The organism is Micromonospora sp. C41, assembly GCF_018070485.1.
GTDB classification, from domain to species: Bacteria; Actinomycetota; Actinomycetes; order Mycobacteriales; family Micromonosporaceae; genus Micromonospora; species Micromonospora chalcea.
The window spans coordinates 43387-67362 of record NZ_JAGPXP010000012.1; the positions used below are offsets into that span (position 1 = coordinate 43387).

Annotated in this window: 20 protein-coding genes; 12 read left to right on the plus strand and 8 right to left on the minus strand. The window is 74.3% G+C overall.

All coding sequences use genetic code 11. The features are described 5' to 3' along the window. Positions 1-6 precede the first annotated feature (6 nt). Positions 7-1512 (minus strand): D-alanyl-D-alanine carboxypeptidase/D-alanyl-D-alanine-endopeptidase, encoded by a 1506-nt coding sequence (gene dacB / locus KBX43_RS15215; RefSeq protein ID WP_374226006.1) that lies wholly within the window; start codon positions 1510-1512, stop codon positions 7-9. A gap of 293 nt (positions 1513-1805) precedes the next feature. Between dacB and KBX43_RS15220 the strand changes: the two genes are divergently transcribed. Beyond that, complete coding sequence (locus KBX43_RS15220) at positions 1806-2312, plus strand: inorganic diphosphatase (protein ID WP_013288994.1); 507 nt, start codon at positions 1806-1808, stop codon at positions 2310-2312. A gap of 57 nt (positions 2313-2369) precedes the next feature. On the opposite strand, the gene eccD is transcribed toward KBX43_RS15220, so the two are convergent. Further along, positions 2370-3752 carry a type VII secretion integral membrane protein EccD gene (gene eccD / locus KBX43_RS15225; protein WP_166457508.1) on the minus strand — a complete coding sequence of 461 codons (1383 nt, stop codon included), beginning with the start codon at positions 3750-3752 and terminating at the stop codon, positions 2370-2372. Between the two features lie 105 nt (positions 3753-3857). Between eccD and eccCa the strand changes: the two genes are divergently transcribed. From eccCa to KBX43_RS15245, 4 genes are all read left to right on the plus strand, one after another. Next, on the plus strand, positions 3858-7796 hold the full coding sequence (gene eccCa, locus KBX43_RS15230; protein WP_113973593.1) for a type VII secretion protein EccCa: 3939 nt from the start codon (positions 3858-3860) through the stop codon (positions 7794-7796). A gap of 109 nt (positions 7797-7905) precedes the next feature. Beyond that, complete coding sequence (gene mycP, locus KBX43_RS15235; RefSeq protein WP_247677443.1) at positions 7906-9204, plus strand: type VII secretion-associated serine protease mycosin; 1299 nt, start codon at positions 7906-7908, stop codon at positions 9202-9204. A gap of 47 nt (positions 9205-9251) precedes the next feature. Then, on the plus strand, positions 9252-10046 hold the full coding sequence (locus KBX43_RS15240; protein WP_104114012.1) for a phosphatase PAP2 family protein: 795 nt from the start codon (positions 9252-9254) through the stop codon (positions 10044-10046). Between the two features lie 30 nt (positions 10047-10076). Then, positions 10077-10802: a phosphatase PAP2 family protein gene (locus KBX43_RS15245; protein WP_210885033.1), complete on the plus strand. Its 726-nt coding sequence runs from the start codon at positions 10077-10079 to the stop codon at positions 10800-10802. Between the two features lie 15 nt (positions 10803-10817). Here the strand turns inward: KBX43_RS15245 and KBX43_RS15250 are convergent, their stop codons facing one another. From KBX43_RS15250 to KBX43_RS15275, 6 genes are all read right to left on the minus strand, one after another. Continuing rightward, positions 10818-11996 (minus strand): MarP family serine protease, encoded by a 1179-nt coding sequence (locus KBX43_RS15250; RefSeq protein ID WP_043327876.1) that lies wholly within the window; start codon positions 11994-11996, stop codon positions 10818-10820. 76 nt (positions 11997-12072) lie between these two features. Then, complete coding sequence (locus KBX43_RS15255) at positions 12073-12765, minus strand: CoA pyrophosphatase (protein WP_166457505.1); 693 nt, start codon at positions 12763-12765, stop codon at positions 12073-12075. Beyond that, complete coding sequence (locus KBX43_RS15260) at positions 12762-13364, minus strand: TlpA disulfide reductase family protein (protein WP_043327874.1); 603 nt, start codon at positions 13362-13364, stop codon at positions 12762-12764. The genes KBX43_RS15255 and KBX43_RS15260 overlap by 4 nt, the downstream gene beginning before the upstream one ends. Further along, positions 13364-14143 (minus strand): endonuclease III, encoded by a 780-nt coding sequence (nth, locus tag KBX43_RS15265; protein WP_064446796.1) that lies wholly within the window; start codon positions 14141-14143, stop codon positions 13364-13366. The genes KBX43_RS15260 and nth overlap by 1 nt, the downstream gene beginning before the upstream one ends. A 59-nt stretch (positions 14144-14202) precedes the next feature. After that, a complete protein-coding gene (locus KBX43_RS15270) occupies positions 14203-15342 on the minus strand; it encodes a CapA family protein (RefSeq protein ID WP_064446862.1) in 1140 nt (379 codons plus the stop codon). 187 nt (positions 15343-15529) lie between these two features. Then, the gene (locus KBX43_RS15275) at positions 15530-16207 is read right to left on the minus strand and encodes an adenosylcobinamide amidohydrolase (RefSeq protein WP_113973638.1); all 678 of its coding nucleotides are present in this window, start codon (positions 16205-16207) and stop codon (positions 15530-15532) included. A gap of 219 nt (positions 16208-16426) precedes the next feature. On the opposite strand from KBX43_RS15275, the gene KBX43_RS15280 reads away from it, so the two are divergent. From KBX43_RS15280 to KBX43_RS15310, 7 genes are all read left to right on the plus strand, one after another. Next, the gene (locus KBX43_RS15280) at positions 16427-17104 is read left to right on the plus strand and encodes a Crp/Fnr family transcriptional regulator (protein ID WP_007466162.1); all 678 of its coding nucleotides are present in this window, start codon (positions 16427-16429) and stop codon (positions 17102-17104) included. A 151-nt stretch (positions 17105-17255) separates the two neighbouring features. After that, positions 17256-17999: a metallophosphoesterase gene (locus KBX43_RS15285; protein ID WP_166457504.1), complete on the plus strand. Its 744-nt coding sequence runs from the start codon at positions 17256-17258 to the stop codon at positions 17997-17999. A gap of 105 nt (positions 18000-18104) precedes the next feature. Further along, positions 18105-18725: a TetR/AcrR family transcriptional regulator gene (locus KBX43_RS15290; RefSeq protein ID WP_043327870.1), complete on the plus strand. Its 621-nt coding sequence runs from the start codon at positions 18105-18107 to the stop codon at positions 18723-18725. A 30-nt stretch (positions 18726-18755) separates the two neighbouring features. Continuing rightward, a complete protein-coding gene (locus tag KBX43_RS15295) occupies positions 18756-19550 on the plus strand; it encodes a TIGR03084 family metal-binding protein (RefSeq protein WP_210873347.1) in 795 nt (264 codons plus the stop codon). Beyond that, a complete protein-coding gene (locus KBX43_RS15300; RefSeq protein WP_210885035.1) occupies positions 19547-21223 on the plus strand; it encodes an acyclic terpene utilization AtuA family protein in 1677 nt (558 codons plus the stop codon). The genes KBX43_RS15295 and KBX43_RS15300 overlap by 4 nt, the downstream gene beginning before the upstream one ends. Beyond that, on the plus strand, positions 21220-22359 hold the full coding sequence (locus KBX43_RS15305) for an acyl-CoA dehydrogenase family protein (protein ID WP_043327867.1): 1140 nt from the start codon (positions 21220-21222) through the stop codon (positions 22357-22359). The genes KBX43_RS15300 and KBX43_RS15305 overlap by 4 nt, the downstream gene beginning before the upstream one ends. Beyond that, a complete protein-coding gene (locus tag KBX43_RS15310; protein WP_069088221.1) occupies positions 22356-23963 on the plus strand; it encodes an acyl-CoA carboxylase subunit beta in 1608 nt (535 codons plus the stop codon). Before KBX43_RS15305 ends, KBX43_RS15310 begins: the two co-directional genes overlap by 4 nt. Positions 23964-23976 lie beyond the last annotated feature (13 nt).

Sequence of the window (23976 nt, forward strand, 5' to 3'; positions counted from 1 at the left end):
CGACGGTCAGCGGCAGCCGCACCCGGCCAGCGCGGAGGTGATCCGGTCCAGGGCCGCCCGGGTCTCGTCCAGCGAGCCCTGCGTCCGGTCGGTGAGCACGGCGAACGTGAGCAGCCGGCCGTCGGCGGTGGTGACCGTGCCGGCGATGGCGTTGACCCCGCTGAGCGTGCCGGTCTTGGCACGCACCACGCCCGCGCCGGCGCTCGTCGCCGCCGCCCGGTAGCGCTCGTCGAGCGTGCCGGACCAGCCGCCGACCGGCAGGCCGCCGAAGATGGCGGCGAGTTCGGGGTGGCTGCCGTTGCCGGCGAGCGTGATCAGGTCGGTGAGCAGCGAGGGGCTGATCCGGTTGGTGCGGGACAGCCCGCTGCCGTCGGCCAGGCTGATCTCGCCCGCCGGCAGGCCCAGTTCGCCGAGCACCTGGCCGGTGGCCGCGGCGCCGCCGGCGAACGAGCCGGGCTTGCCCTTGGCGAGCGCCACCTGGCGGGCCATCGCCTCGGCGATCACGTTGTCGCTGTCGCTGATCATGATGTCGACCAGCCGGATCATCGGCAGGGACTCGACGGTGCCCAGTTCGGCGCCGGGCGCCGTACCGGTGGCGCCGGACGCGGTCGGCGCGGTGCCCCGGGTCACCTGGGCCGCGCCGCCGGTGAGCCCGAGCAGCTTGGCGAACTGCCGGCCGGCGGTCAGGTCCGGCTGGGGCACCCGTTCGGCGGCGTGGTTGGTCTGCTCGGCGGTGCGGCGCGCCTCCGCCGGGTTCTTCCGGGCGCCGTCGGTCATCAGCGCGGTGATCGCCGCGCCGAACCCGCCGGTGGGGATGTCGGAGTCCCAGCCGGGTTCGAAGACCGGGCCGGTGAACAGCGACGAGTCGACGATCACCTTGGTCGGCGCGGTGCCGCCGAGCGCGTTGCGCACCTGGGCGGCGAGGTCGTCCAGCCGGGCCGCGCCCGGGTAGAAGCCGTCCTTGTCCACGGCGAGCGTGGGGTCACCGCCGCCGACCAGGACCACCTCGCCCGGGTTCGGGCCGGCCACCGCCCTCGTCGGGATCCGGTAGGCCGGGCCGCGCGCCGCGAGCACCGCCACGCCGGTCGCCAGCTTGGTCACCGAGGCGGGCACCGTCGGGGTGTCCTGGCCGCTGCCGTAGAGCGCCTGGCCGGTGCTCACGTCGGCCACCGACAGGTGCACCCGGTCGCCGAGCGCGGCGGCGCGCACCAGCGGGTCCAGGGCGGCGCGGATTCCGGCCTCGGTGGGCAGCGGGGCGTTGCCGTCCGGCCCGGCCAGCACGGCCGGCGGGGTGGGCTCGGGCGGCGCGGCGACCGCCGTACCCGAAGAACTGTCGTCGCCCAGCCAGCCCGCGACCGGACCGGGCCGGAACACGGCCAGCCCGGCGACCGCCAGGGCCAGCACGAGTACGCACGCGAGCGCCGCGACCAGCCGGGAGCGGCGACGCGGCGCGGCCGGAGGCGGGGAGGGCGGGGGCGGCGCGGCGCCGGCCGGCGGGACCGGCGGGCTCACCGGGATCGGCCCCGGAGCCGGACGGTGGGGGACGTTCGCACCCGGTACGGACACCCGGCCGGTGGCGCCACCGGAACCGGAACCCCCGGAAGCGGACCCGTCAACCCTCTCGGGGCGGTAGTGTGAATCTTCCCTCCCCACGGCCCCCTCCTCCCCGCTCGAAATCGCCTTGGGCGACACTACTTCGGTCCGAACACTATGCGGCGGCCGAGGCCGACGGGGGGCGTTCCCCCGCGCCGGGGGCGAACCGCTGGTTCCGTTAGCCAGCGTGGGCAAACGAGGGAGCGTGGAAGATGGATTTCGACGTCACGGTTGAGATCCCCAAGGGTCACCGCAACAAGTACGAGGTAGACCACGCGACCGGCCGCATCCGGCTGGACCGTACCCTCTTCACCTCCACGCAGTACCCGGCCGACTACGGCTTCATCGAGGGCACCCTCGGCGAGGACGGCGACCCGCTGGACGCGCTGGTGCTGGTGCCCGAGCCGACCTTCCCCGGCTGCCTGATCCGCTGCCGCACCATCGGCATGTTCCGGATGACGGACGAGAAGGGCGGCGACGACAAGGTCCTCTGCGTGCCCTACGAGGACCCGCGCCAGGAGCACCTGCGCGACATCCACCACCTGGGCGAGTTCGACCGGCTGGAGATCCAGCACTTCTTCGAGGTCTACAAGGACCTGGAGCCGGGCAAGTCGGTCGAGGGCGCGACCTGGGTCGGCCGGGTCGAGGCCGAGGCGGAGATCGCCGCCTCGTACCGGCGGGCCAAGGAGGCCGAGGAGCGCGGCGAGACGCTGCACTGACGCTCACGCTTTCGCCGGAGGCCCGGGTCGCGCTTCGCGACCCGGGCCTCCGCGTGTTCAGGCGAGCAGGTCGCGGGCCCGGTCGTAGAGGCCCAGCACCGCGCAGGCCACCGGCACGACCGCGACCACCAGCGCGGTGTCGGTCAGGTCGGCCAGCCGGCCGAGGTACGGGGAGACAGGTCGCCGGGCGTACGTGGCGCCCGCGGTGACCGCGACCAGGGCCAGCGCCAGCCCGCCCACGGCCAGCGCGAACCGGCCGGCCGGACCGGCGTGTTCGGCCAGCACCGCGCCAAGCAGGGCGTACCCGGCCAGCCCGGCGACGACGGCGGGCACCCGGTGGCGGACCGCCACGAACAGCCGGGAGCGCAGCAGCAGCACCCCGCAGGCGACGGCGGCGAGCAGCAGCCCGGCGGTCCGGCCGGTGGCGACGAGCACCGCGACCGCGCCGACCGCGAGCAGCGCGTGGCCGAGCAGCATCCCGGTCAGCACCTCCTCGGCGCGGGCCACCGCCGCGTGCACCCGGCCCCGGTCCGGCAGGTCCCGGGTGCCGGCCGGGCTGGGCAGGGTGAGCGGCGGCAGCGGCAGCTTGCCGACCCGGATGGCCAGCAACGGCAGCCCGCCGAGCGCGAACACCAGCACGGCGAGCAGGACGGCCGCGGCGCCGGCCGGGTCGAGCAGCAGCCCGCCGAACGCGGACGCCACGCCGGTCACGCCCGCCGTCACCCCGGCCACGAAGACCCGGGACCGGCTGGCCACGCCGAGCAGCCCGAGCACCGCCACCAGCAGCAGCGCCACCGAGCCGACGAGCAGTTCCGGAGCGCCCACCCAGCGCAGGCCGGGAATCGGGCCGACCGGATCGCCGGAGGCGACGGCGAGCGCACCGGCCGTCGCCGCCCAGGGCAGCGCGTACCCGCCGAGCGTGGCACCGACGGCGCCGTCGCCGTACGCCCGGGAGGCCGCGGTGGCGGTGAGCACCAGGATCAGGGCGATCGCGGCGGCCACCGGCCAGCCGCGCTCACCGGGACCGGCCGCGACCACGGCGACCAGCCCGACGGCCAGGGGTACGGCGGCGCCGCCGAGCGCGGCGGCCCTTGTGGCGCGGACCGACCAGGCGGCGCCCCGGCGCCGGGCCCCGTCGACTATCGCCTCGACCACGTCGTCGTACTCCAGCTCGGGCCACTCGGCACGGGCCGGCACCAGGTGCAGCACCTCGCCGTCGCGGACGCCCTGCGGCAGGAGCGCCTGCGCGGTGGCGAGCACCCCGCCGTCGGTGCGGCGCAGCACCCACCCACCGTGCCGTTCGCCGTCGTCGGCCAGCCCGACACCTGCGTGCCGGAGCACCTCGGGCAGCAGCTCGGCCAGGGGGACCTGCTCCGGTAGGGCCACGTCGACCCGCCGCCGGGGCGCGCTGATGGTGACCCGGGCGAGCCCGCTTGTCATCGAGGCACCTCCATATCGAGCGGGAACAGTGGGCTGACGGACGAGAGGACTTTACCTACGATGAGCCAGGCTCGGGTTACCCAGAGCCACTTCCGGGGAGGGTGAGTGTCCACTGTCGTCATCAAGCGGCCGCCACGCCGCCCGGCGCCGGAGATCCCGGTCGGCGAGCTGCCGGTCGAGGCCCCGCCGGAGATCCCGGTGGCGACCGGCGGGCGCTGGCAGCAGGCGCTGATGGTGCTGCCGATGCTCGGCGGGACGGTGGCCATGGCGATGATGTTCGGCCGGGGCGGCGGTGCCTACTCGTACGTGGTGGGCGGCATGTTCGGCCTCTCCTCGCTGGCGATGCTCGTGACCACCTGGGGCAGCGCCGGGCCGAAGAAGTCCGAGCTGATGGCCGCCCGCCGGGAGTACCTGCGGCACCTGGCCACGCTGCGCCGCCGGGTGCGGGAGACCGCCGGCGCGCAGCGGGCCGGCCTGTCCTACCGCCATCCCGATCCGGGGCGACTCTGGTCCACCGTCGACAGCCACCGGGTCTGGGAACGGCGGCCCGGCGACGGGGACTTCGCCGTGGTCCGGGTCGGTGTCGGGCCGCAGACGCTGGCCACCCCGCTGGTCCCGCCGGTCACCCGCCCGCTGGAGGAGCTGGAGCCGATGACGGCCGGGGCGCTGCGGCGCTTCCTGGACGCGTACTCGGTGGTGCCGGACCTGCCAGTGGCGCTGTCGCTGCGCAGTTTCGCCCGGGTCTTCGTGCGCGGGCCGGCCGGCCCGGTACGCGGCGCCGGATCGCCCGCCGCGCAGGCGCTGGCCCGGGCGGTGCTCACCCAGCTCGCCGTCTTCCACGCGCCCGACGAGCTGCTGATCGCGGTCTGCTCCGGGCCGGAACGCCGGGCCGCCTGGGAGTGGGTCAAGTGGCTGCCGCACGCCCACCACCCGAGCCGTACCGACGCGCTCGGCCCGGTGCGGCTGGTCACCAGTTCCGCCGCCGACCTGGAACGGCTGCTGCACGACGTGCTCGGCGCCCGGTCGCGGTTCAGTCCGCACGGCGTGGCCACGGACGGGCCGCACGTCGTGGTGGTGCTCGACGGCGGCGACCTGACCGGGGCCACCGACCTGGCCGGCGACGGCGGCATCGACGCGGTCACCGTGCTCGACCTGGACACCCCGCCGCCCCGGCTGCTCGACCGGTACGCGCTCCTGCTCGACCTGGTCGACGGCCGGCTGCACTCGCACTCCGCCGAGGGGCACGCCGAGGTGGGCGCCGCCGACGCGCTGGCGACCGCCGACGCCGAGGCGGTGGCCCGGCGGCTCGCGCCGCTGCGGCTCGCCGGCACGGTACGCGGGCCGGACGCGCCGCCCGGCGCCGAACCCGGCCTGCCCGAGCTGCTCGGGCTCGGTGACCCGGACGGCTTCACCGCAGAGCAGGGCTGGGCGCCCCGGGCCGCGCGGGACCGGCTGCGGGTGCCGATCGGGGTTGGCGCGGACGGCGGCGCGATCGACCTCGACCTGAAGGAGTCGGCGCAGGACGGCATGGGCCCGCACGGCCTGCTGATCGGCGCGACCGGCTCCGGCAAGTCGGAGCTGCTGCGCACGCTCGTGCTCGGGCTGGCCGCCACGCACAGCTCGGAGCAGCTCAACTTCGTCCTCGTCGACTTCAAGGGCGGCGCCACGTTCGCGCCGTTCGAGCGGCTGCCGCACACCGCCGCCGTGATCACCAACCTGGCTGACGCGCTGCCACTGGTGGACCGGATGGTGGACGCGATAAACGGTGAGCTGATGCGCCGGCAGGAACTGCTGCGCCGGGCGGGCAACTTCGCGAGCGTGCGCGACTACGAGCGCGCCCGGGCGGCCGGCTCGCCGCTGGCGCCGCTGCCGTCACTGCTGCTGATCTGCGACGAGTTCTCCGAGCTGCTGTCCGCCAAGCCCGACTTCATCGACCTGTTCGTGCAGATCGGCCGCCTGGGCCGGTCGCTCGGGGTGCACCTGCTGCTGGCCAGCCAGCGGCTGGAGGAGGGGCGGTTGCGCGGGCTGGACACGCACCTGTCGTACCGGATCGGGTTGCGGACGTTCTCGGCGCTGGAGTCGCGGACGGTGCTGGGCGTGCCGGACGCGCACGAACTGCCGCGCAGCCCGGGGCACGGCTACCTGCGTTCCGGCACCGACCCGCTGGTGCGGTTCAAGGCCGCGTACGTCTCCGGCGCGGTCCACCGGCGCGGCGGGCCGGCGGGCGCGCCCGACGCCGGTGAGTCGCGGGTGCTCGCCTTCTCCACCCATCTGGTGCCGGTGCCCGAGCCGGCCACGCCCGCCGCTCTCCCCGCCGAGGACGACAGCGGCGAGACGCTGCTGGACCTGCTGGTGGACCGGCTGTCCGGGCAGGGCCCGCCGGCGCACCAGGTGTGGCTGCCGCCGCTGGACGCCTCGCCCGCCCTGGACGAGCTGCTCGGCCCGGTCGGCGCCGACCCGGTACGCGGGCTCACCGTCGCCAACCCGGAGCTGCACGGGGCGCTGCAGGTGCCGGTGGCGGTGGTGGACAAGCCGTTCGAGCAGCGGCGTGACCTGCTCTGGCTGGCGCTGGACGGCGCGGCCGGGCACGTCGCGGTGGTCGGCACCACCCGCAGCGGCCGGTCCAGCCTGCTGCGCACCCTGGTCTGCGCGCTGGCGCTCACCCACACCCCGGCCGAGGTGCAGGTTTACTGCCTCGACTTCGGCAGCGGCACGCTGGGCACGTTGCGCGACCTGCCACACGTGGGCGGTGTCACCGGGCGCTCCGACGGCACCGCGGTGCGCCGTACCGTCGGCGAGGTCGCCGGCCTGCTCGCGGAGCGGGAGCGGCGCTTCGCCGAGGCGGGCGTGGAGTCGATGGCCGCGTGGCGACAGCGCCGGGCGGCGGGCGCGACCGACGCCTTCGGCGACGTGTTCCTGGTGGTGGACGGCTGGAACACCCTGCGCGGCGAGTACGAGGACCTGGAACCGCTGGTCACCGAACTGGCCACCCGCGGCCTGGCGTACGGGGTGCACGTGGTGGCGACCGCGCTGCGCTGGTCGGACTTCCGCCCGGCGATCCGCGACCTGTTCGGCTCCCGGCTGGAGCTGCGCCTGGGCGACCCGGCCGACTCGGTGGTGGTCAAGCGGGCGCTGGCGGCGACGGTGCCGGAGGAGCGGCCGGGGCGGGGCATCACCGCCGGCGGGTTGCACTTCCTCACCGCCGTGCCCCGGGTCGACGCGCTCGGCGGCGAGACCGCCGACCTGGTGAAGGCGGTCGCCGGGGCGTGGACCGGTCCGCCCGCGCCCCGGGTGCGGCTGCTGCCGCCGGTGCTGCCCTACGCCGAGCTGGACCAGAGCGCGACAACCGGGCTGGCGTTCCCGATCGGCGTGGCGGAGGCGGACCTCGCCCCGGTGGTGCTGGACTTCGCCACCGAGCCGAACTTCATGGTCTTCGGCGACGCCGAGTGCGGCAAGTCGTCGTTCCTGCGCGCGCTCGCCACGTCGATCGTCAACCGGTTCACCCCGGAGCAGGCCCGGGTGATGCTCGTGGACTACCGGCGCAGCCTGATGGGCGTGATCGACACTCCACACCTGATCGGGTACGGCACGGCGGCGCCGCACACCGCCGAGCTGATCGAGTCGGCCGCCGGCTACCTCGCGGGGCGGCAGCCCGGACCGGAGGTGACCCCGGCTCAACTGCGCAGCCGGTCCTGGTGGCAGGGGCCGGAGCTGTTCGTGCTGGTGGACGACTACGACCTGGTGGCCGGCGGCCCGACGAACCCGCTGCGCGCGCTGGAGGAGCACCTGCCGCACGCCCGGGACGTCGGGCTGCATCTGGTGCTGGCGCGGCGGACCGGCGGGGCGGGACGGACCGCGTACGAGCCGATCGTGCAGCGACTGCGGGAGTTGTCCACGGCCGGGCTGGTGATGTCGGGCGGCCCGGAGGAGGGCGCGCTCGTCGGTCAGGTGAAGGCCGGGCCGCTGCCGCCGGGCCGGGCCCGTCTGGTCACCCGTCGTGAGGGGGTGCGCCTGGTGCAGTTGGCGCATCTTCCGCCCGGGTGATCCGAAGTGCCGAGTTGGCCCGTGACGGCCGGGACAACCGGTAATCTCCGAGCGGCATGTGTCTGACGCGACGGAACGGCTGGGGAATGTGACCAGGGATCGGCAGGGCCTGCCCGGTGGGCCGCCCCAGCGCGTCGCCCGGCGCGCGTTGCTGGCCGTCGCGTCGGCGCTGGTCGTCGTCGCCGGTCCGCTGACGCCGCCGGCACAGGCCGCGCCGTCCGTCCCGGTCGCCGCCTCTCAGCGGCAGTTGACGGCTCCCGACCGGGTGCTCCGCGGCGACCACGTCCGCGACGAGCAGTGGCAGTTGGAGAAGCTGCGGGCGAAGACCGCCTGGCGCACCTCGACCGGGCGCGGCGTGGTGGTCGCGGTGATCGATTCCGGTGTGGACGGATCGCATCCCGACCTGGCCGGCCAGGTCCTGCCCGGCCTCGACCTGGTGACTCCGGACGGCTCGGACGGGCCTGATCCGGTGGGGCACGGCACCACCGTGGCCGGGCTGATCGCCGGGCGGGCCGACGACGACCGGGGCGTGGTGGGGCTGGCGCCGGACGCCAAGATCCTCCCGGTCCGGGTGCTCGACGCCGAGAACCGCTACGACGACGCGCTCATCATCGCCAAGGCGGTGCGCTGGGCGGTGGACAACGGCGCCGGAGTGGTCAACCTGTCGCTGGGCGGCAGCAGCGACAGCGCGGCCCTGGCCGCGGCGCTCGACTACGCCTTCGCCCGGGACGTGGTGGTGGTCGCCTGCACCGGCAACCTGGCCACCTCGACGACCACCAAGGTCTGGTACCCGGCCCGGGAGCCCGGCGTGCTGGCCGTCGCCGGGCTGGAACGCTCCGGCGAGAACCTCTGGTCCGGCTCGATCACCGGCCACGAGACGGTCCTCAGCGCACCCGCCACCGCGCTCTACGGCGCGCGGCCGGAGGGGGGCTACTGGCGGGTGCAGGGGACGAGCTTCGCCGCGCCGCTGGTGGCCGCGACCGCCGCGCTGGTCCGCTCGCGGTACCCGAAGATGTCCGCCGGGGACGTGGTCAACCGGCTGATCAGCACCGCCCGGGACCTCGGCCCGACCGGACGCGACGACCGGTTCGGCTACGGCCTGGTGGACCCGGTGGCGGCGCTCACCGCCGACGTGCCGTCGGTGGGTCACAACCCGCTGGACGACAACGACTCTCCCGGCGTGGTGGGCTTCGGGCCGGCTCCGGAGGACGGACGCGACACCCGGGCCGCGGCGGCGGGCCGCGGCGGCGACCCGCTGGGTGGTAGGCCGGAGGGCTGGTCGGCGCTGCCGGCGGGGCAGACCGTCGTGGGCGCCCCGGAGCGGCTCTGGAGCGGCCTGGCGCTGTTCGTGGCGTTGATCACCGGCAGCGCGCTGATGGTGCGCCGGTTCCGGCAGATCCGTCGCTGACCGACGCGGTGGTCTGACCGCGCCCGTTCCTGGGTAGGGAAGCCCCCATGGACACCACCGGGGCGACTGTCACGCGCCGCCGGTCGTGGCGGAGCCGCCGCCTCGACCGGGACCACTCACTGGGTCTGCGGCTCTCCCTGGCCACCGCCGCCGCGTTCCTGGTGCTGATCCCGTTCTCCCTGCTCGCGCTGCTGGTGCTCGGCGCCTGGTCGCCGCTGCTCCGGCTGGACGCCTCGATCACCGACGCGTTCCACGGGTACGCGCAGGACCATCCCGCCTGGGTCGCGGTGATGACGGTCTGGACGCATGTCTTCGGGCCCGGCCCGCTGCGGGTGGCCGCGGCAGCGGTGGCGGTGTGGCTGTTCCGGCGCGGCGCGTCCCGGCTCGCGGCCTGGGTGGTCGTCACCATGATCGCCGGTGGGCTGCTCGGCGCGCTGCTCAAGCTCCTGGTCGGGCGGGACCGGCCGGACCTGCTCGAACCGGTGGCCCGGGCGGCCGGTTACTCGTTCCCGTCCGGTCACGCGCTCAACGCGGCGCTGGCGGCCGGGGTGCTGTTGCTGGTGTTCCTGCCGTTCGCCCGGGACAGCCGCGCCGGCCGGATCATGCTGTGGGCCGCCGCGCTGCTGGTGACTGTGGTGACCGGGCTCAGCCGGATCGCGCTGGGCGTGCACTGGACCAGCGACGTGGTGGGTGGCTGGGTGCTCGGGGCTGCGGTGGTGGCCGCGACCTCGGCCGCGTTCGCCACCTGGCGCAGCGGATCCGGGCGACCGTCCGCCCGTCCGCTCCGCGAGGGCGTCGAGCCGGAGCTGGCAGATCAGCGGCCGGAGGACGGCCGGGCGTAGCCGGAGCCGCCACGGGGTACAGGCGAGCCCATGTCCGATGTCGTGATCCGAGCCACCCGGCGTGTCCTGCTGCCGCTGGCCCTGCTCTTCGCGCTGATGGTGGGTCTGGGCCTGCTGGTGACCCGGGTGCTGGCGCGTACCTGGCCGTTCACCGTGGAGGACACGGTCAACCGGGAGCTGGCCGGCGATCGCACGCCGGGCTGGAACGACGTCTCGCTGGTGTTCAGCACGCTCGCCAGCACCCAGATGATCGTCGTGGTCACGGTGCTGGCGGCGCTGGTGCTGCGGCTGGTGCTGCACCGCTGGCGGGAGCCGCTGTTCCTCTGCGCGGCGGTGACCGCGCAGGCACTGATCTTCCTGTTCACCACGATGGTGATCGACCGGAACCGTCCGGCCGTCGAGCACATGGACGCCTCCCCGCCGACTTCGAGCTTCCCGTCCGGGCACACGTCGGCGGCCACCGCGCTCTACGTGGGTCTCGCGGTGCTGCTGGCGCTGCGGGCGCGCAGCACCCCCGTGAAGGTGGGCTGGTGGACGCTGCTGGTGCTGGTGCCGGTCGGCGTGGCGCTCACCCGGATGTACCGGGGCATGCACCACCCCAGCGACGTGGTCGCCTCGTTCCTCAACGGCGGCGCCTGCGTGGCGATCATGGCGCGGGCGGTGCTCGACCGCACGCTCACCTGGGGTCGCGCCCGGCTGCCGCTGTCCCGCTCCGGCGACGAGGCGACACCGGCGGGAGCGCCGGCGGGCGGCTGAGCGCCGCCGGCCGGCTCAGGTGCACTCGCCGGTGGCCACTCCCCGGGTACGCTCCGCGCCCGCCAGCGCCACCGGCCGCGCCTCGGCCGCTGTCACCGCGAAACCGGTGTTCGGGTCGTCCGCCGCCGCCGCGAAGATCACGCCGAGCACCAGCCCGTTCGAGGAGACCAGCGGGCCACCGGAGTTGCCGCTGCGGACCAGCGCCCGGATCGTGTAGATCTCCCGGGTGACGTCCCCGGCCGAGTAGATGTCCGGACCGGTGATCCGGTCGACGTCCCGGATCCGGGCCGGGCGGGCGTCGTACGGGCCGTCGAGCGGGAAGCCGAGCACGATCGCGTCGGCGCCGGTGGCGGCCTGACCGGCGGCGAAGCGCAGCGACGGGCCGGGCAGCCCGGGAACGTAGAGCACGGCGAGGTCCCGGTCCGGGTCGTAGACGACGACCTCGCCGTCGTACCGCTCGCCGCGCAGCTCCACCGCAACCGAGCGGGTGCCGGCGACCACGTGCGCGTTCGTCATCACCCGGTCGTCGGCGTACACGAAGCCGGAGCCCTCGATGCGGCGCGAGCAACTCGGCGCGGAGCCCAGCACCTTCACCACCGACCGCCTGCTGTTCTGCACCACCTGCGAGTTGGCCAGCGCCGGGTCGGGCGGGGCGACCTGCCGAGCCCGGGTCGGCGCGAGATCGCCGAACACGTCCGGGAAGCCGTTGGTGTCGACGGTGTCGCGCAGCGCGGTGGACAGGTCCTGCGCCTTGTCCGGCAGCACTTGGTCGACGACTGTGAGCAGCGCGCTGTTACGGACCGAGGAGGCCAGCCACGGCACCGAGGAGGAGCCGAGCGGCACGGCGACCAGCCAGGCCACCAGCATGACCGCGATGACCGAGATGAACGCGCCGCCGACGTCGTCGACCTTCCGCCCGGCCGGCCCGGTGATGGCCGCCCGCAGGTTGGAGCCGAGCCAGCCGGCCAGCGCCTGCCCGAGCACCGCGAGCCCGAAGATCGCCACCAGGGAGACCAGCACGCGGGTGCCGCTCGCCGTGAACTGCTGGGCGATCAGCGGCCCGACCTGGAGGCCGAGCAGCGCGCCCAGGAAGAAGCCGGAGAACGACAGGGCCCCGATGACGAAACCCTGACGGTATCCGCTGATCGCGAACACGAGCATGAGCAGGAGAAGGACGAGATCCACGGCGGACACGCCCCAAGGGTACGGGCACCGGGCCCGTGCTCGGCTCAGCGCTCGCGGAACGTGACCCGAGGATGCGTACCGGTGATCAACGCACGGGTGTCTCGTCGGCCGGTTCGGTGCCCGCCGACGGCGCGGGTGTGGCGTCGACCGGCGGCAGCTCCACCATCCGTGAGCGCGGCCAGGGCCGGGACCAGCCGCCCATCTCCAGCAACCGGTCGATCACGCCGGCGGTGAAGCCCCAGACCAGCATGCCGCGCACCGAGAACGCCGGGCCGGTCCAGCCGCTCGGATGACGGACCCGCATCCGGTTCTCCGGGTCGACCAGCTCGGTGACCGGCAGCCGGGCCACGTGCGCGACCTCGGCCGGCTCGCGCGGGTGCACCGGGTGCGGGTCGTGCCACCAGGCGAGCACCGGCGTGACCACGAAGTCGCTGACCGGGATCCAGAGCCGGGGAAGCTCGGCCAGCACGGTGACGCTGCCGGGGTCGAGCCCGACCTCCTCGTTCGCCTCGCGCAGCGCGGTGGCGCGGGCGTCGGCGTCCTCCGGGTCGGCGGCGCCGCCGGGAAACGCCGGCTGACCGGCGTGGTTGCGCAGCGTCGCGGCGCGCTGGAGGACCAGCACGTCCGGCCCGGCGCCGGGCTCCTCACCGAGCAGCACCAGCACGGCGCTCTCCCGGCCGCCGCGCTCCGGCGTGACGATGCGGGTGAAGTCTTCCGCGCGCGCGGTGCCGAGCCGGCCCAGCAGCGGGTCGAACCACCCCGGCGGCCGTCGGGTCATACCTTCACCCCGAGGTGGCGCTGGAGCAGCGCGGCGAGGCGGGCGTCGTCGAGCGCGCCGGTGGCGTCGGTGTGCCGGATCCGCCCGTCGGCGTCGACGAGCACCGTGAGCGGGAACGCGTTGCGTTCCAGCGCGCGCTGGAACGCGTCGCCCTGGTCGAGCAGCATCGGGAAGCCGACGCCGTAGTCCTCGCCGATGGACTGTGCGCCGCCGCGGCTGTCCCGGCTGTTCACGCCGATGACCTGGAACCGGCCGTCGGCCCGCTCGCTGAGCCGCTGGAACGCGGGCAGCTCCTTGCGGCACGGCGGGCACCAGGACGCCCACACGTTGATCACCGCCGGGCCCTTGACGTCGCGCAGGTTCACCGGCGCGCCGCCGGTGAAGCAGTTGAGCGTCAGGTCGGGGAGCTGGTCCCCGGCCTTACCGGCGGGCGTCGGAGCCGCAGCGGCGGGCACGACGGTCAGCGGAGCACAGTCGGCGAACGGCGAGGGGCGCTCGGCCCGGGTCGCCGGCGCCGGACGTTCCGGCTCGTCGGCCGTGGCGGTGCAGCCCGCCACCGCGAGCAGCAGCGGGACGAGCAGGTACGCGAGACGGCGCATCACGGCACGTCCGCCGCGGCGGCCTGCTGCGGCACCAGGTCGGGGTCGAGGCCGACGGCCACCGCCAGGTCACGGGCCCGGGGGCCCTTGAGCAGCTTGGCCGCGGCGGCCGGCTCGGTCGGCCCGGTGCCGTACGCGGGACACAGCTTCGCCAGCGTGCACGCGCCGCAGGCGGGCTTGCGGGCGTGGCAGACCCGGCGGCCGTGGAAGATCACCCGGTGCGACAGCATCGTCCAGTCGCGCTTCGGGTAGAGCGCGCCGATCGCGTGCTCGATCTTCACCGGGTCGGTCTCGGTGGTGAGCGCCCACCGCTGCACCAGCCGCTGGAAGTGCGTGTCGACGGTGATGCCGGGGACGCCGAAGGCGTTGCCGAGGATGACGTTGGCGGTCTTGCGGCCGATCCCGGGCAGGGTCACCAGGTCGTCCAGCCGGCCGGGCACCTCGCCGTCGTACCGCTCGCAGAGCGCGCGCCCGAGGTTGATCAGGGAGCTGGTCTTGTTGCGGTAGAACCCGGTGGGCCGGATCAGCTCCTCCAGCTCGGCGCGGTCCGCCCCGGCGTAGTCGGCGGCGGTGCGGTAGCGGGCGAACAGCTTCGGCGTGACCTCGTTGACCTTCTTGTCGGTGCACTGGGCGGACAGGATCGTCGCGACTGCCAGCTCCAGCGCGTTGGAGTGGTCGAGTTCACAGTGCGCGTCGGGGTGCGTCTCGGTCAGCACGCGGCCGATGCGCCGGGCGCGGCGCGTACGGCCGAGGTCGGTCTCGGGGGAGCGCGTGGTCACGTCGGCCAGCCTACGTCGCGGGGCCGACGCTCCGGCGGCTCGGCGCGGTGGTCGTGCGCTCAGCCACCCGCGGGCGCGGTGATCCTCCCGGTCGCGTCGAGCTTCGCGCCGGTGTCCGGGAAGTCGGCCCCGTTCAGCTCGCGGACCAGCCCGAGGCCACGGTTCTGCCGGTCGACCGACGGGCGTCCCACTCCGTTCATCACGGTGGAGGTGAACGTGCCGCCGACGAACTTCCCCTCGGCGGTGAGCGACACCTTGAGCACGCCGCCCCAGCCGAGTCGCCCGGAGCTGTTCAGCGACTTCCCGCCGCCGGCGAAGTTGCCCAGGCTGTACGCGATCAGCCGCCCCTTGTAGAACTCCATCCCGCGAAGTACGTGCGGACCGTGGCCGATGACCAGGTCGGCCCCGGCGTCGATGACGGTGCGGGAGAAGCGGATCGGGTCGCCACGGTTCTCGCCGAAGAACATCTCGGTGCCCGGCTTCACCCGGGTCTTGTCCGACCCCTCGGCGCCCATGTGCACCTGCACCACGACGATCTGGGCCGCCTCCTTGGCCATCTCGATCACCTGCTTGGCGGCGTTCAGGTCGACCAGGCTGTTGGACCAGGGGTACGACGAGAAGCCCACCACGGCGACCTTGACGCCCTTGACGTCCACCACGGTGATCTCACCGGGCGCGCCGGTGTGCTTGAGCCCGTGCGCCTCCAGCGCCGACTGGGTGTTCTCGTAGCCCTGCCGGCCGTAGTCGTAGCCGTGGTTGTTGGCCTGGTTGAGCAGCTGGAACCCGGCCGAGCGCAGGTGCGCGGCGTAGCCGGGCGGCGCCCGGAACTGGTAGCAGTTCTTCGGCTGCGGGCCGCACTTGCCGGCGCCGGTGTCGTCGGTGAGCGGCTCCTCCAGGTTGCCCATCACCAGGTCACCCTTGAGCGCCGACTTCACGTCGTCGAAGAAGCCCTTGCCACCGTTGGGCGGCAGCCGGTCCGGGGCGTTGCCCATGATCACGTCGCCGGTCGCGGTGAGCGAGATCGACGGCTCGTCGGGGGCGTTCGGCGCCGCGGGCTGGTCACCGGTGGCGGGTCCGGCCGCGCCGGTCGACCCGCCGCCCTGACCGGCCTGCCACCTCGCGTCGCCGCCCGATCCGCCGGCGTCACCGGCGCAGCCGGCGGCGAACAGGACGGCGGCGAGCGCGGCGAGCGCGGCCAGACGGGTCCGGACCGCGCCTCGACGAGGTCCGGGGAGGGCTGGGCGCGGCGCGGCGACGGCGGCGCGGCGGGCACGGGGCACAGAACGGGCGGGAGCGTACATCGTCGCCGACGCTACCGTCCCCGGAACGCCGCGACGAGGGCCGATCGGTCGGAAAACCCGGCGTGTCGCATGTGAGGGCCGCACGTCAACCCGCCCGCCGGTCGGACCAGGGCACCACGGTCCCGGCGCCGCCCGAGCGGACGGCGGCGTGCACGGCCCGGGCCAGTGGCGCGCCCCAGGCCGACCGGGGCCCGCCGTACGGGGCCGGATCGCCGTCGGCCGGGCAGAGCACAGTCACCGCGTCGGTGGGGGTGCCGGTGGCGGGCAGTCCGAGTTCCCAGATCGCCTGCGCCTTCGCCTCGGTGGCGGTGGCCACCGCGTTGACGAGTGCCGCGTCGCCGAGCCGCTGCGGCACGTACGCGACGATGTTGACGGTCCCGACGCGCTGCGCGGGCTCGGGCACGGCGGGCCGCGCCGGCTCGGGCGCGGCGGCCCAGACCGGCGTGCCCAGGCCGACGGTCGCCCAGACCCGGACGCCGCCGTCGGCGTGGCTGACCACCTCGGTCACGTCCACGCCGGTCAGCAGCCCGACGCCGGGTCCGCCCAGGCCGAGGCCGTGCGCCAGTTCGGCCAGGTGCGCGGCGGGGTCGTCCCGGTCGTACGACATCGGCACCGTCGCGTTCAGCACCCACCCGCGGACGCCGATCCCGCCGCCCAGCGGAGCGGAGCCGACCGCCAGCAGCGGCGTCTCGGCCCGCCAGACCAGCAGGGGGATGTCCCACCCGGCTTCGGACCTGGTGGTCAGGAACGGCTCACACAGCACGCCGGTCACCCTACGATCACAGGAGGGAACGGGTGGCGCCGGCCCGGACCGGAAGCGGGATCTTAGCTGCTCACCGGGTCGGGCGGGTTACGCCCAACGATCAAGATTCCAGGGGTGCACCTCTGATTCCTACTCATGTGCGCCTAGACTGGCGGCGCGCGAGGGATCAGCGGACGGCGGACCCGGCCGACGGACGGCACGCGCAGGCGGAGGTGCGCGATGGACGAGGTACTGGCCCGCAGCGGGATCTTCCAGGGTGTCGACCCGGAGGCTGCCGAGGCGCTCGCCAAGGAGATGGAGACGATCGAGGTCCGCAAGGGCGAAATCGTCTTCAACGAGGGCGAACCCGGCGACAGTCTCTACATCCTCCTGTCCGGCAAGATCAAGGTGGGTCGCCGCGCGGCGGACGGCCGGCAGAACCTGATCGCCGTGATGGGCCCGTCGGACATGGTCGGTGAGCTGTCGCTCTTCGACCCCGGTCCGCGTACGGCGACCGCCACCGCGGTCACCGACACCCGGCTCGTACGCCTGCGTAAGCAGGCCCTGCGGCCGTGGCTGAACAACCGGCCCGAGATCGCCGAGCAGCTGCTGCGGGTGCTGGCCCGCCGGCTGCGCCGGACCAACGACTCGCTCGCCGACCTGATCTTCACGGACGTGCCGGGCCGGGTCGCCAAGAACCTGCTCCAGATGGCCGGCCGCTTCGGCACCCGCGACGGCGGCGTGCTGCGCGTGACGCACGACCTCACCCAGGAGGAGATCGCCCAGCTCGTCGGCGCCTCCCGCGAGACCGTCAACAAGGCGCTCGCCGACTTCGCCTCGCGCGGCTGGCTGCGACTGGACGGCAAGAGCATCATCATCCTCGACCCGGAGCGCCTGGCCCGCCGCGCGCGGGTCTGACCTCCGTACCGGCTTCCCGGCCCGGCCCGCCACCGCGCGGAGCCGGGCCGATGCCGTTCTGCGCAGGCCGGGCCGGTCGCCTCTGAGCAAGCCGTCTCTGCCCGTCGCAGAATCGCTTGGTCCTCCGGGCCGGTGCCGCCACGCTGGGACGATGCCCGATCACGTCGCCGTCCTGTCCGACATCCACGGTGTGCTGCCCGCGCTGGAAGCGGTGCTGGCCGAGCCGGACGTGGCCGCCGCCGACCTGATCGTCCTCACCGGCGACCTGGCGGCCGGCCCGCAACCGGTCGAGGTGCTGGACCGGCTGGCCGCGCTCGGCGACCGGGCCTGCTGGGTCGGCGGGAACGCCGACCGGGAGCTGGTGCAGGCGCGCGCCGGGGCGGCTTCCCCGATCGAGGTCTCGAACTGGGCCGCGGGGCAGCTCCGCGACGACCAGGTGGCCCGGCTGGCCGCGCTGCCGCCGTCCGTCACGCTGCCGGTCACCGGTCTGGGCGACGTGCTGTTCTGCCACGCCACCCCGCGCGACGACGAGGAGGTCGTGCTCGTCGACTCGCGGCTGGACCGCTGGGCCGAGGTCTTCGCCGGCCTGCCGCCCGAGGTCGGCACCGTGGTCTGCGGGCACACGCACATGCCGTTCACCCGGCTGGTCGACCGTCGCCTGGTGGTGAACCCGGGCAGCGTCGGCATGCCGTACGGGGGCGCGGGCGCCTGGTGGGCGCTGCTCGGTCCGGGCGTGCAACTGCGCCGGACGCGCTTGGACGTGGACGCCGCCTGCGCCCGGATCGCCACCGAGTCCGCCTTTCCGGACGCGGCGGCCTGGGCCGACGAGTACGTCCGCTCCCGCCACTCCGACGCCGACGCGCTCACCGTCTTCGCTCCGCGCGACGGCCGGTGAGGCGTTAACAAGGGGCCCTTCCGCTACCGCAGGCGTTAACAAGGGCCCCCTCCTTTCAAAAAAGTCAGGCTTGACTGTTTGTTTTGGCGGCGGCAGGCTGATGGCGTGTCCACCGCACCGAGCCGAGTTCCGCAGCAGGAGCGCAGCCGCGCCACCCAGGCCCGGCTGCTGGAGGCGACAGTCGACTGCCTGGTGGAGCACGGCTGGTCCGGCACCACCACGACAGTGGTGGCGGCCCGCGCCGGGGTCTCCCGGGGCGCCCAACTGCACCACTACCCCACCAAGGCCGCGCTGGTCACCGCCGCCGTCGCGCACCTGACCGAGCGCCGGGCGGCCGAGCTGCGCGCCGAGGCGGCGGCCCTGCCGGTCGGCCCGCAGCGGCTCGACGGCGTGGTCGACCTGCTCGCCGCCTCCTTCACCGGCCCGCTGTTCGCGGCCGCGCTGGAGCTGTGGGTGGCCGCGCGTACCGACGCCGAGCTGCGCGCCGCGCTGGTGCCGCTGGAGGCGCGGATCGGCCGCGAGATGCACCGGCTCACCGTCGAGCTGCTCGGCGTGGACGAGCGCAAGCCGGGCGTACGCGAGTCGGTGCAGGCCACGCTCGACCTGCTCCGCGGCCTCGGCGTGGCCAACCTGCTCAGCGATGACTCGCCCCGCCGCGCCGCCCTGCTGCACACCTGGAAACGCCAGCTCGCCGCGCTGCTCACCCCCGAGAGCGAGCGGCACTGATCCCCTGACCCACCCCCGCCCGGAGGCACAATGGTCGACCTGACAGCCCTGCTCGCGGATCTGGCCGCCGAGTCCGAACAACTCGACGCGCTCGTCGCGGACCTGCCGCCGGACGGATGGGAGCGGCCGACACCGGCCCCGGGCTGGACCGTCGCACACCAGATCGCACACCTGGCCTGGACCGACCACGTCGCCTACCTGGCGGCCACCGACGAGTCCGCGTTCTTCGCCTCGGTGATGGCCGCGCCGGACCCGTCGCGCCTGGTCGAGGACGGCGCCGAGTCCTTCCTCGCGCCCCCGCCTGCGCTGCTGGCCCGCTGGCGTTCCGGCCGGTCGGCGCTCGCCGGCGCGCTCACCGCCGTCCCGGCCGGGCAGAAGATCCCCTGGTACGGCACCAGCATGTCGCCCACCTCGATGGTGACGGCCCGGCTGATGGAGACGTGGGCGCACGGCGAGGACGTGGCAGACGCGCTGGGCGTCAGCCGTACCCCGACGCAGCGCCTGCGCCACATCGCGCACCTCGGCTTCCGTACCCTCGGGCACGGCTTCGCCGCCCACGGCCGTGCGGTGCCCACGGCGCCGGTGCGGGTGGAGCTGACCGCGCCCGCGGGCGGTGACGTGTGGGAGTTCGGGCCGGCCGACGCGGCCGACCGGGTGACCGGCCCGGCGCTCGACTTCTGCCTGCTCGTCACGCAGCGCCGACACCGCGTCGACCTGGCCCTGACCGCCACCGGACCGGTGGCCGACGAGTGGCTGGACGTGGCCCAGGCGTTCGCCGGCCCGCCCGGTGACAAGCGGGAACCGGCGAGCGGAGTTCCCTCATGAGCGTGCTGCGGATCGGGAACGCGTCGGGCTTCTACGGCGACCGTTTCGCCGCCTGGCGGGAGATGCTCGACGGCGGCGAGCTGGACGTGCTGACCGGTGACTACCTGGCCGAGCTGACCATGCTCATCCTCGGCCGGGACCGGATGCGCGACCCGTCGCTGGGCTACGCCAAGACGTTCCTGCGCCAGGCGGAGGGCGTGCTCGGCACCGCGCTGGACCGCGGCGTCACGCTGGTCACAAACGCGGGCGGCCTCAACCCGGCGGGGCTGGCCGACGCGATCCGGTCGCTCGGCGACCGGCTCGGCCTCCAGGTGCGGGTCGGGTACGTCGAGGGCGACGCGATCCAGCGGCCGGACGCGCTGACCGCCAACGCGTACCTGGGCGCGTTCGGGATCGCGGCCTGCCTGGACGCGGGCGCGGACGTGGTGGTCACCGGTCGGGTCACCGACGCCTCGCTGGCGGTCGGCCCGGCGATCGCCCGCTTCGGGTGGACCCGCGACGACCTCGACGCGCTGGCCGGGGCCACGGTGGCCGGGCACCTGATCGAGTGCGGCGCGCAGGTCACCGGCGGCAACTTCAGCTTCTTCACCGAACTGCCGGACGGCGGGCACCGGCCCGGATTCCCGATCGCCGAGCTGCACGCGGACGGCTCGTCGGTGCTCACCAAGCACGCGGGCACCGGCGGCGCGGTGACGGTCGAGACGGTCACCGCCCAGCTGCTGTACGAGGTGGGCGGCCCGGACTACCTCGGGCCGGACGTGGTGACCCGGCTCGACACGGTACGGCTGGAGCAGGAGGGCCCGGACCGGGTCCGGGTGTCCGGGGTGCGCGGCACGCCGCCGCCGGACACGCTGAAGGTGGGCGTCAACAACCTGGGCGGCTTCCGCAACTCGATGACGTTCGTGCTGTGCGGGCTGGACATCCCGGCCAAGGCGGCACTGGTCCGCGCCCAGATCGAGGAGTCGGTCGGCACGGAGGGGCTGGAGTTCACGCTGGCCCGTACCGACCACCCGGACACCGGCGACACCGAGGCGGCGAGCGCGCTGCTGCACGTACACCTGCGCGACGGAGACAAGTCGCGGGCCGGGCGGGCGTTCTCGGCGGCGGCGGTGGAGCTGGCGCTGGCCTCCTATCCGGGTTGCACGCTCACCACGCTGCCCGGTGACGCGACGCCGTACGGGGTGTTCACCGCCGACGCGATCGCGCAGGACGCGGTCCAGCACGTGGCGGTCCTGCCCTCCGGCGAGCGTGTGCCGATCCCGCCGCCGACGGTGACGAGCGGTTTGGAAGGGACCCTTGTACAACACGAGGCGTTAACAGGGGGCCCTTCCTTGCCTGCCACCCGGCGGGGGCCGCTCGGTGAGCTGGTCGGCGCGCGGTCGGGCGACAAGGGCGGCGACGCCAACCTGGGCGTCTGGGCGCGTACCGACGCGACCTGGCCGTGGCTGCGCGACTGGCTGACCGTGGAACGGCTGGCCGAGCTGCTGCCGGAGACGGCGTCGCTCACCGTCGAGCGGTACGAGCTGCCGAACCTGCGCGCCGTCAACTTCGTGATCCGCGGGCTGCTCGGGCAGGGCGTGGCCGCGTCCACCCGGTTCGATCCCCAGGCCAAGGCGCTCGGCGAGCTGCTGCGCTCCCGGGTGGTCGACCTTCCGACGGAGGTTGCGGCATGACCATCGTGGACACGCCGGAACGCCGGCAGCTACGCGAGCTGACCCGCTCGTTCGTGGTCCGGGAGGTGCTGCCGCACCTGTCCGACTGGGAGCGGGCCGGCGAGCTGCCCCGGTCGCTGCACGAGACCGCCGCGAAGGTCGGCCTGCTCGGCATCGGCTTCCCGGAGTCGGTCGGCGGCAGCGGCGGCGACCTGCTCGACTCGATGGTGGTCACCGAGGAGATCATCCGCTCGGGCGGGTCGTCGGGGCTGATCGCCGCGCTGTTCACGCACGGCATCGCGCTGCCGCACATGGTTCAGGCTCAGGACGAGGCGCTGATCGAGAAGTACGTCCGGCCGGCGCTCGCCGGGACGATGATCGGCGCGTTGGCGATCACCGAGCCGGACGGCGGCTCGGACGTGGCGGGCATCCGCACCTGCGCCGTACGCGACGGCGACCACTACGTCGTGAACGGCGCCAAGACGTACATCACCAGCGGCGTCCGGGCCGACTTCGTCACCACTGCGGTCTGCACCGACTTTCCCGGTTCGGGCTCGCTCAGCCTGCTCGTGATCGACAAGGGCACGCCGGGGTTCACGGTGGGCCGGCGGCTGGAGAAGCTGGGCTGGCACTGCTCGGACACGGCCGAACTGTCCTTCGTCGACGTCCGGGTGCCGGTGCGCAACCGGGTCGGCCCGGAGGACACCGGCTTCCTCGCCATCATGCAGCAGTTCGCCGCCGAGCGGCTGTCGCTCGCCACGCAGGCGTACGCGACCGCGCAGCGCTGCGTGGACCTGACGGTGCGGTGGTGCCGGGACCGTCAGACGTTCGGCCGGCCGCTCGTTTCGCGGCAGGTGGTGCGGCACCGGCTGGCCGAGATGCACTCCCGTACCGAGGCGGCCCGGGCGTACGTGCACGAGGTCGCCGAGCGGGTCGCCGCCGGGCAGCCGGTGGTGACCGAGGTGGCGATCGCGAAGAACGTGGCGGTGTCCGCGTGCGACTTCGTCGTCGACGCCGCGCTGCAACTGCACGGCGGTTTCGGCTACATGCGTGACGCCGAGGTGGAGCGGCACTACCGCGACGCCCGGCTGCTCGGCATCGGCGGCGGCGCCACCGAGATCATGAACGAGATCATCGCGAAGGGCATGGGCCTGTGAGCACGACAGTTCTGCAGAGCACGATCGACCCGTCCGCGCCCGCCTTCACCGCCAACCGGGAGGCGCTGCTGGAACGCCTCGCCGAACTGGAGGCGGCGCTCGACCAGGCCCGGGGCGGTGGCGGCGAGAAGTACGTGACCCGCCATCACGGTCGCGGCAAGCTGCTCCCGCGGGAGCGGATCGAGCTGCTGCTCGACCCGGACAGCCCGTTCCTGGAGCTGTCGTCGGTGGCCGCGTTCGGCACCGACTTCCCGGTCGGCGCCAGCACCGTGACCGGCATCGGCGTGGTCGAGGGCGTCGAGTGCCTGATCGTGGCGAACGACCCGACGGTACGCGGGGGCGCGATCAACCCGTGGTCGCTGGCGAAGACCCGGCGGGCGGGTGAGATCGCGGCGGCGAACCGGCTGCCGATGGTGAACCTGGTCGAGTCGGCCGGGGCGGACCTGCCCACCCAGGCGGAGATCTTCATTCCGGGCGGCCGGGTGTTCCGGGACCTGACCCGGCTGTCGGCGCAGCGGATCCCGACGGTGAGCGTGGTCTTCGGCAACGCCACCGCCGGTGGCGCGTACGTGCCCGGCATGTCGGACTTCACCATCATGATCCGGGACCGCTCGCAGGTCTACCTCGCCGGGCCGCCGCTGGTGAAGATGGCCACCGGCGAGGTCACCGACGACGAGTCGCTGGGCGGCGCGGCGATGCACGCCACCACGTCCGGCCTGGCCGACTTCCTCGCCGAGGACGAACGCGACGGGATCCGGCTGGCCCGGCAGTGCGTCCGCCGGCTCAACTGGCGCAAGCAGGGCCCGCCGCCGCGCAACCCCCATCCGCTGCCACCCCGGTACGACCCGGAGGAGCTGCTCGGCATCGCCAGCGCCGACCTGAAGGTGCCGTTCGACCCGCGCGAGGTGCTGGCCCGGGTACTCGACGACAGCGCGTTCGACGAGTTCAAGCCCGGCTACGGCACCGCGCTGGTGACCGGCTGGGGTGAGCTGCACGGCTACCCGGTCGGCGTGCTGGCGAACGCCCGGGGCGTGCTGTTCAGCGAGGAGGCGCAGAAGGCCGCGCAGTTCATCCAGCTCGCCAACGCGGCGGACACACCGCTGGTGTTCCTGCAGAACACCACCGGCTACATGGTCGGCACCGAGTACGAGCAGCGCGGCATCATCAAGCACGGCGCCCTGATGATCAACGCGGTGTCGAACTCGAAGGTGCCGCACCTGACGGTCAACCTGGGCGCCTCCTACGGCGCCGGCAACTACGGCATGTGCGGCCGGGCGTACGAGCCGCGGTTCCTGTTCACCTGGCCGAACGCGAAGTCAGCGGTGATGGGCCCGGCGCAGCTCGCCGGGGTGCTGTCCATCGTGGCCCGGCAGGCCGCCGCCGCCCGGGGCCGCGAGTACGACGAGGACACCGACGCCGCCATGCGGATGATGGTCGAGCAGCAGATCGAGTCGCAGTCCGGCGCGCTGTTCCTGTCCGGGCGGCTCTACGACGATGGGGTGATCGACCCTCGGGACACCCGTACCGTCCTCGGGCTGTGCCTGTCGGCGATCCACAACGGACCGGTGAAGGGCGCCGACGGTTTCGGCGTCTTCCGGATGTAGGGGGCGTACTCAA